Origin of the sequence: Massilia glaciei, assembly GCF_003011895.2 — a bacterium.
GTDB lineage: Bacteria > Pseudomonadota > Gammaproteobacteria > Burkholderiales > Burkholderiaceae_D > Telluria_A > Telluria_A glaciei.
In genome coordinates, this window is the sequence record NZ_PXWF02000259.1 from 82,962 (window position 1) to 89,397 (window position 6,436).

A 6,436-nucleotide genomic window follows, 5' to 3' on the forward strand; every position below is an offset into this window, starting at 1 on the left:
GCGCGCCGTGTGGAAATTCAATGGTGCGGCTTTGCCCTTGGTTAGCTGTTGAGTTCGAAGCTCAGGGGCAGCAGGACGAACACGGCGACCGCGTGGCCGTCTTCGATATACGGTTTGAACAGGTAGCGCAGCGCCGCCTCGCGGCCGGCCGCGTCGAGCCGGGCGAAGCCGGACGACGATTCGACGAGCACCTTGTCGGGCACGCCTTTTTCGTTGACGAGGATGCGCAGCACGACCTTGCCCTGCTCGCCCATGCGCTTCGACAGCGGCGGGTAGGTCGGTTGCGCCGTGCTGATCGGCTCGACGCCCGAACTGACGGTGCGCGGGCCGGACGGCTTGGGCGCCGCCGGCGGCGCGATGGCAGCCTGCGCGGGCGCGGCCTGGCGCTCGACCGGGGCGGCGACGGCGGCCGGCGGCGGCGTGGTGATGGCGTTCTGGACGGCGGCGAGATTGATCAGGGGTAGCGGCGGGATGACCGGCGGCGGCGCCTCGGCCAGCGCGACGTTTTTGGGCACCGGCGCCGGCGCGGCCGGCTTGCTCGGCGCGGGCGGGTCGACGAAGTTGACGTAGACGGTGTCGGGCATGGCCTTTTGCACGATGCGGTGGGCCATGCCGCTATAGATAAGCAGAAACATCAGCGCGTGGACCACGACGATGCCGGTGAGCGGGACAAGCTTCTGGCGCAGCTGCGCGAACGGGCTGACGCTCGGCGCGGGCTGCAGGGAGAAGGTCATCGAGGACATGGTGGTGCTCAGGCCGCCTGTGGGGTGCGCGACGCGCCGCGGAACGACATTTCGGTGACCACGGTCTTGCTCTCGAGATGGGCGTGCAGGACCTCGCGCGCGCAGCTCGTGCACTTGCCGCAGCAGGTGCCGACCCCGAGTTCATGGTGCAGCTCGGACATCGAGCTCAGGCCGAGATCGACCGCTTGCCGGATCTCGCGGTCGGAAATGTTGTTGCAGACACAGACGATCATGGATGCACCTTCAAAGAGTGGTGAAAAGGGAGCATTGCCCTTTTCTTTATAATGAGAATCATTATCATTAAGATTTGTATTTTGCCGAAAGTCGGCGGCCAATGCAAGCTCTTTTCTTGAGCAATCGCGCGCCGGGCTTGAATTTCGTCAGACTTGTGCCTTATTTTGTGGCAGACGGGCCCGGGCGGGCCTGCCGGTGGTAGAATCTAAATGGTAATTGTTCGCATTTGGGTTATGATGCGGGACAACAGCCATTTATACAGACGCCACCATGACCCAAGCCCCCACGCCGATCACCCTTGACTGCCTCGCCACCGGCGGGAGCGGGACCGTGGTCCGCCTCGCGGCGTCGGCGCGCGAGCCGGGCGCCGACGCCGACGCCCATGTTGCCCATGTTGCCCATGTTGACCACGTCGACCTGTCGCGCCGCCTGATGGAGCTCGGCTTCGTCCCTGGCGAGCGCATCCGTATGCTCAAGCGCGGCATGCCCGGCGGCGACCCGCTCGCCGTCAAGGTCGGCGAGTCGACCTTCGCGCTGCGCCGCTTCGAGGCCGCGCTCATCACCATCGACCCGGAGTGAGCATGGGCGCCACCGAAAAACCAGCGCAGGCCCCGGGCCTGGCACCCCTGATCGCCCTGCTGGGCAACCCGAACTGCGGCAAGACGGCCCTGTTCAACCGCCTCACGGGCGCGCGCCAGAAGGTCGCCAACTACGCCGGCGTGACCATCGAGCGCAAGGAGGGCGGCTTCACCTCGCCGGCCGGGCGCGCCTTCCGCGTGCTCGACCTGCCGGGCGCCTACAGCCTCTCGGCCACCACCCCCGACGAGGCCATCACGCGCGACGTCGTCGCCGGCGTGCGCGCGGGCGAACGCGCGCCCGACGCCATCGTCTGCGTGGTCAACGCCACCAACCTGCGCCTCAACCTGCGCCTGGTGCTCGAGGTCAAGCGCCTCGGCATCCCGATGCTGCTCGCGCTCAACATGGTCGACGTCGCCGCCAAGCGCGGCATCACGATCGATTGCGACAAGCTCGCGCAGGAACTGGGCATGCCCGTCGTCGAAACCGTCGCGGTCCAAAGCGGCGGCGAAAAATCCCTCCTGCGCGCGCTCGACCTGATGCCCTTCGCCGGCGCGGCCAGGGCCAACGCGCTCTCGGCCATCGACGCCGTGGCGGTCGAGGACACCCAGCGCGAGGTGCGCCGCATCCTGGCCGCCTGCACCAGCCACGCCAACGACACCGGCAACCTGAGCGAGCGCATCGACCAGGTCGTGCTCCATCCGGTGCTCGGCCCCATCCTGCTCGCCGCGCTCATGTTCCTGGTGTTCCAGGCCGTGTTCAGCTGGGCCGCGGCGCCGATGGAGCTGATCAGCGGCGCGGTCGAGGCGGTGGGCCTGTGGCTGGGCGCCTTCCTGCCCGACGGCCTGCTGCGCAGCCTGCTCGTGGACGGCATCCTGGGCGGCGTCGGCAGCGTGCTCGTGTTCCTGCCGCAGATTTTGATCCTGTTCTTCTTCATACTCGTGCTCGAGGATTGCGGCTACCTGCCGCGCGCCGCCTTTTTGCTCGACCGCCTGATGGGCGGGGTCGGCTTGTCCGGGCGCGCCTTCATTCCGCTGCTGTCGAGCTTCGCCTGCGCCATCCCCGGCATCATGGCCGCGCGCACCATCCAGAATCCGCGCGACCGGTTGGTGACCATCATGATCGCGCCGCTCATGACCTGCTCGGCGCGCCTGCCCGTGTACGCGCTGATCATCGCCGCCTTCATCCCCAACCGCGACCTCGGCTACTGGGTCAACCTGCAGGGGCTGGTGCTGTTCATCCTGTACTTCGCCGGCATCTTCAGCGCCATGGCGGTGGCCTGGGTGTTCAAGCGCATCCTGGGCGCCAGCGCGCAGCAGCCGCTGATGATGGAGCTGCCTAGCTACCACTGGCCGCACCTGCGCAACCTGATGCTCGGCCTGTGGCAGCGCGCCCAGATATTTTTGACGCGCGTGGGCACGATCATCCTCACGCTGATGGTGCTGCTGTGGTTCCTTTCGAGCTTCCCGGGCGCGCCCGAGGGCGCGACCCAGCCGCCCATCTACTACAGCGTGGCCGGCATGCTCGGGCGCGCGCTGGCCGTCATTTTCGAGCCGATCGGCTTCGGCTGGCAGATCTGCATCGCGCTGGTGCCGGGCATGGCCGCGCGCGAAGTGGCCGTCGGCGCGCTCGGCACCGTGTACGCGCTGTCGCAAACGGGCGACGCGTTGGCCAACTCGCTCACGCCCGTGATCGCGCAATCGTGGAGCCTGGCCACGGCGCTGTCGCTGCTGGCCTGGTATGTGTTCGCGCCGCAGTGCCTGGCCACGCTGTCGGTGGTAAAGCGCGAGACCAACAGCGTGCGTTACGCGCTGATCATGGCCGGCTACATGTTCGCGCTCGCGTACGTGGCCTCGTTCATCACCTACCGCACCGCGTTGTACTTTTTAGGCTGAGCGCCATGATCGAGAACCTGGTCGTCGCCCTCATCGTCACGCTTGCAGCCCTGCATGCGTGCGCCAAATACCTGCCCGCGGGCTTGCGCAGCCGCATCGTGCTGGCGCTGGCCCGCGCCGGGTTGGCGCAGCCGTGGATCTCGCGCTGGTTCGGCGCGCAGTCGGGCTGCGGCACCGGCGACGCCGGCTGCAAATCGTGCGCCGACCGCTGCGCCGATCCCCAGGCGCCAAGCGGCGGCGACGCGCCCGGCGCGCCCTCCGCCATGCTCAGCGCACCGGCTGGCAACAAGCATCCTGTGATCCGCTTGCACGCTCGCCCTACAGGCTCCTAACGCCCGCCGTCGGCCCGGGCCCGGCCCGCGGCTTTTTCGGGCTGGACCCGCGCCAGCAGCGCCGGCAGGTCGAATCGCTCGTCGGCCAGCCCGAGCCGCCGCATCAGCCGGCGCGCGTCGAACGGCGCCCTGACCTTCACATCGTTGTCGAAATAGCAGAACAGGTCGCGGCTGGCCCGCTTTGGCGGCGCCTTGTCCGAGGCCAGGTGCGCGTCATCGGGCTGCCCGCCCGCGCACCAGGTACGGATGCGCGCGGCCCAGCGCTCGAGCGCCTCGTCGGTGTAGCCGCTCGCGTACAGATCGGCGTCGCCGTGCAGGCGCAGGTACATGAAGTCGGACGTGACGTCCTCGAGGCAGGGCCATTTGCCGGCCGTGTCGGCCACGACCAGCGCCACCCGGTGTCTGCGCAGCAGCGCGATGAAGGCGGGGGCGTTGAAGCTCTCGTGGCGGATTTCGACCGCGTGCCGGAGCGGACGTTTTTTGTCGATTTCCAGAAAGCTGCGCCCGTCCATGCGCGGCTCGTGCTTGCGCGCCAACGTCAGCGCCTGCTCGGTGTCGTGCGGCAGCAGGCTCAAAAAGTACACCATGCGTTCCGGGTCGAACGTGAAGTTGGGCGGGAATTGCCACAGGCAGGGGCCGAGTTTTTCGCGCAGCGCCAGCACGCCCGAGGCGAACACATTGGCCAGCGGCGCGTCGATCCCGCGCAGCCGCAGGATGTGGGTGATGAAGCGGTTGCCCTTGACGCTGAAGCGGAAGCGCGGCGCGGTCGCCTCGTACCACGCGGCATAACTCGCCGGGCGCTGCAGCGAATAGAACGAGCCGTTGATTTCGATGGTCGAAAGCGCGCGCGAGGCGAATGCGAGCTCGCGCTCCCGGGTCAGGCACCCGGGATAGAACACGCCGCGCCATGGCTCGTATCGCCAGCCGGAAATGCCGATGCAGATTTCGTCCACGTGCCAAGCATAGGGCCTTGCCGCGCGGCGCTCCGTTGGCTGGCGCACCCTGGCGCGGCCACGCCGGGCGGCGATTCCGACGCGCCCACGTGTGAGAAAACGCGTACTTCGGGCGCCGCAGATAGCAGGCAATGCCCACATTTTCGGTCCCCACCGGTCCCGCGATTCCTGCAACAATGCTAAGCTAACGCCCACGCCAACTCGGAGAACCAGCATGATCATCGTCCACCACCTGAACAATTCACGCTCGCAGCGCATCTTGTGGCTGCTCGAGGAGCTCGGGCTCGAGTACGAGATCAAGAGTTACAAGCGCGATCCGGTGACGATGCTGGCGCCGGCGGCGTTGCGCGCGGTGCACCCGCTGGGCAAGTCGCCCGTGATCAGCGACGGCAACATCGTGGTGGCCGAATCGGGCGCGATCATCGAATACCTGATCGAACGATACGGCAAGGGCGCGCTGATCCCGACCCCGGGCAGCCCCGCCAAGCGGCGCTACACCTACTATATGCACTACGCCGAAGGCTCGGCCATGACGCCGCTGCTCATGAAGCTCGTGTTCGACCGCCTCGAGAACAGCCCGATGCCGTTCTTCGTGCGCCCGGTCGCGCGCGGCATCGCGCAAAAGGTCAAGAGCAGCTACATCATGCCGCAGATCAAACAGCACCTGAGCTTCCTCGAGGCCGACCTTGGCAACGCGCCGTGGTTCGCCGGCGACGCGTTTTCGGGCGCCGACATCCAGATCAGCTTCGTGCTCGAGGCGGCCAACGCGCGCGGCGGCCTCAACGAGAAGTATCCGAAGCTGACGGGCTTCCTCAAGCGCATCCACGCGCGGCCCGCGTACATCCGCGGGCTCGAGCGCGGCGGCCCCTACGAGCTGATCAAGTAAGCGGGGCCATGGCCAAGCTGCTCGCGATCGACTGCCTCAACATCGTCCGGCGCGTCTACGAGGCCAGTCCCGAACCCGATTCGCACGACAAGGCGGCGATCGCGCTGCGCCACGCGCTGTCGTCGTTCCGCAAGCTGCTGGCGGCGCACCAGCCGACCCACGTGCTGCCGGCCTTCGATTTTGGCGGCCCGACCTGGCGCCACGCGCTGTACGCGCGCTACCGCGAGAACCGCGCGCCGATGCCCTCGTTCCTGCGCGAGGCGCTGCCCGGCTTTTACGACACGCTCGCCGGCGAGGGGCTGCACGTGGTGACGCTGCCCGAGGTAGAGGCGGACGACGTGATCGGCACCGGCGTGATGCGCTGGCTGGGCGAGGGCAGGGGCGAGGCGATCGTCGCCACCACCGACAAGGACCTGCACTGCCTGATCGCGCACGGCGCGCTGGTGTGGGACCACTTCAAGGGGGAGTGGCACGACGAGGCCTGGGTGCTGGCCAAGTTCGGCGTGGCGTCAAGCCGGCTCACCGAACTGCTGGCGCTGATGGGCGACCCGACCGATGGCGTGCCGGGGGTATCGAAGGTGGGCATGAAGACGGCGGCCAAGCTGCTCAACGCGTATGGCGGCTTGGACGCGGTGATGGCCGGCGCCGGCATCCTCAAGACGCCGATCGGCGAGCGCCTGCGCGCAGAACGCGAGATGCTGTATTTGTCGCACCAGCTGGTGCAGCTCAAGACCGATGTGCGCTTGGGCGTGACGTGGAACACGCTCGCCTACGAAACCTTCTGACCCACCGTCATCCCCGCCGTCATCCCCGCCCC

8 protein-coding genes are annotated in these 6,436 nt (G+C 67.7%); 5 read left to right on the forward strand and 3 right to left on the reverse strand.

Translation table 11 applies throughout. The features are described 5' to 3' along the window. Window positions 1–41: 41 nt before the first annotated feature. Together C7C56_RS18735 and C7C56_RS18740 are read right to left on the reverse strand one after the other, a co-directional pair. Window positions 42–743: an energy transducer TonB gene (locus C7C56_RS18735; protein WP_229458862.1), complete on the reverse strand. Its 702-nt coding sequence runs from the start codon at window positions 741–743 to the stop codon at window positions 42–44. An 8-nt stretch (window positions 744–751) separates the two neighbouring features. Next, entirely contained in the window at window positions 752–976 is a 225-nt protein-coding gene (locus tag C7C56_RS18740) for a (2Fe-2S)-binding protein (protein ID WP_106758882.1), read from the reverse strand. Window positions 977–1,247: 271 nt separating this feature from the next. On the opposite strand from C7C56_RS18740, the gene C7C56_RS18745 reads away from it, so the two are divergent. From C7C56_RS18745 to C7C56_RS18755, 3 genes are read left to right on the forward strand one after another with little or no spacing between them, the layout of a single operon-like run. Continuing rightward, window positions 1,248–1,556, forward strand: a complete 309-nt coding sequence (locus tag C7C56_RS18745) for a FeoA family protein (protein WP_106758883.1) — start codon at window positions 1,248–1,250, stop codon at window positions 1,554–1,556. A gap of 2 nt (window positions 1,557–1,558) precedes the next feature. After that, a complete protein-coding gene (gene feoB / locus C7C56_RS18750) occupies window positions 1,559–3,448 on the forward strand; it encodes a ferrous iron transporter B (protein ID WP_106758884.1) in 1,890 nt (629 codons plus the stop codon). Between the two features lie 5 nt (window positions 3,449–3,453). Continuing rightward, a complete protein-coding gene (locus tag C7C56_RS18755; protein ID WP_106758885.1) occupies window positions 3,454–3,780 on the forward strand; it encodes a DUF6587 family protein in 327 nt (108 codons plus the stop codon). On the opposite strand, the gene C7C56_RS18760 is transcribed toward C7C56_RS18755, so the two are convergent. Next, window positions 3,777–4,733 (reverse strand): DUF72 domain-containing protein, encoded by a 957-nt coding sequence (locus tag C7C56_RS18760; RefSeq protein ID WP_106758886.1) that lies wholly within the window; start codon window positions 4,731–4,733, stop codon window positions 3,777–3,779. The two genes, C7C56_RS18755 and C7C56_RS18760, sit on opposite strands and share 4 nt — an antisense overlap. A 214-nt stretch (window positions 4,734–4,947) precedes the next feature. On the opposite strand from C7C56_RS18760, the gene C7C56_RS18765 reads away from it, so the two are divergent. Both C7C56_RS18765 and C7C56_RS18770 read left to right on the forward strand, forming a co-directional pair. Further along, window positions 4,948–5,619, forward strand: a complete 672-nt coding sequence (locus C7C56_RS18765) for a glutathione S-transferase (protein ID WP_106758887.1) — start codon at window positions 4,948–4,950, stop codon at window positions 5,617–5,619. 8 nt (window positions 5,620–5,627) lie between these two features. Beyond that, on the forward strand, window positions 5,628–6,404 hold the full coding sequence (locus C7C56_RS18770; RefSeq protein WP_106758888.1) for a 5'-3' exonuclease: 777 nt from the start codon (window positions 5,628–5,630) through the stop codon (window positions 6,402–6,404). Window positions 6,405–6,436: the final 32 nt, after the last annotated feature.

Coding starts and splice junctions, on each gene's coding strand:
- C7C56_RS18745 (WP_106758883.1), top strand. CDS start 1,248: ATGACCCAAGCCCCCACGCCGATCACCCTTGACTGCCTCGCCACCGGC.
- feoB (WP_106758884.1), top strand. CDS start 1,559: ATGGGCGCCACCGAAAAACCAGCGCAGGCCCCGGGCCTGGCACCCCTG.
- C7C56_RS18755 (WP_106758885.1), top strand. CDS start 3,454: ATGATCGAGAACCTGGTCGTCGCCCTCATCGTCACGCTTGCAGCCCTG.
- C7C56_RS18740 (WP_106758882.1), bottom strand. CDS start 976: ATGATCGTCTGTGTCTGCAACAACATTTCCGACCGCGAGATCCGGCAA.
- C7C56_RS18765 (WP_106758887.1), top strand. CDS start 4,948: ATGATCATCGTCCACCACCTGAACAATTCACGCTCGCAGCGCATCTTG.
- C7C56_RS18735 (WP_229458862.1), bottom strand. CDS start 743: ATGTCCTCGATGACCTTCTCCCTGCAGCCCGCGCCGAGCGTCAGCCCG.
- C7C56_RS18770 (WP_106758888.1), top strand. CDS start 5,628: ATGGCCAAGCTGCTCGCGATCGACTGCCTCAACATCGTCCGGCGCGTC.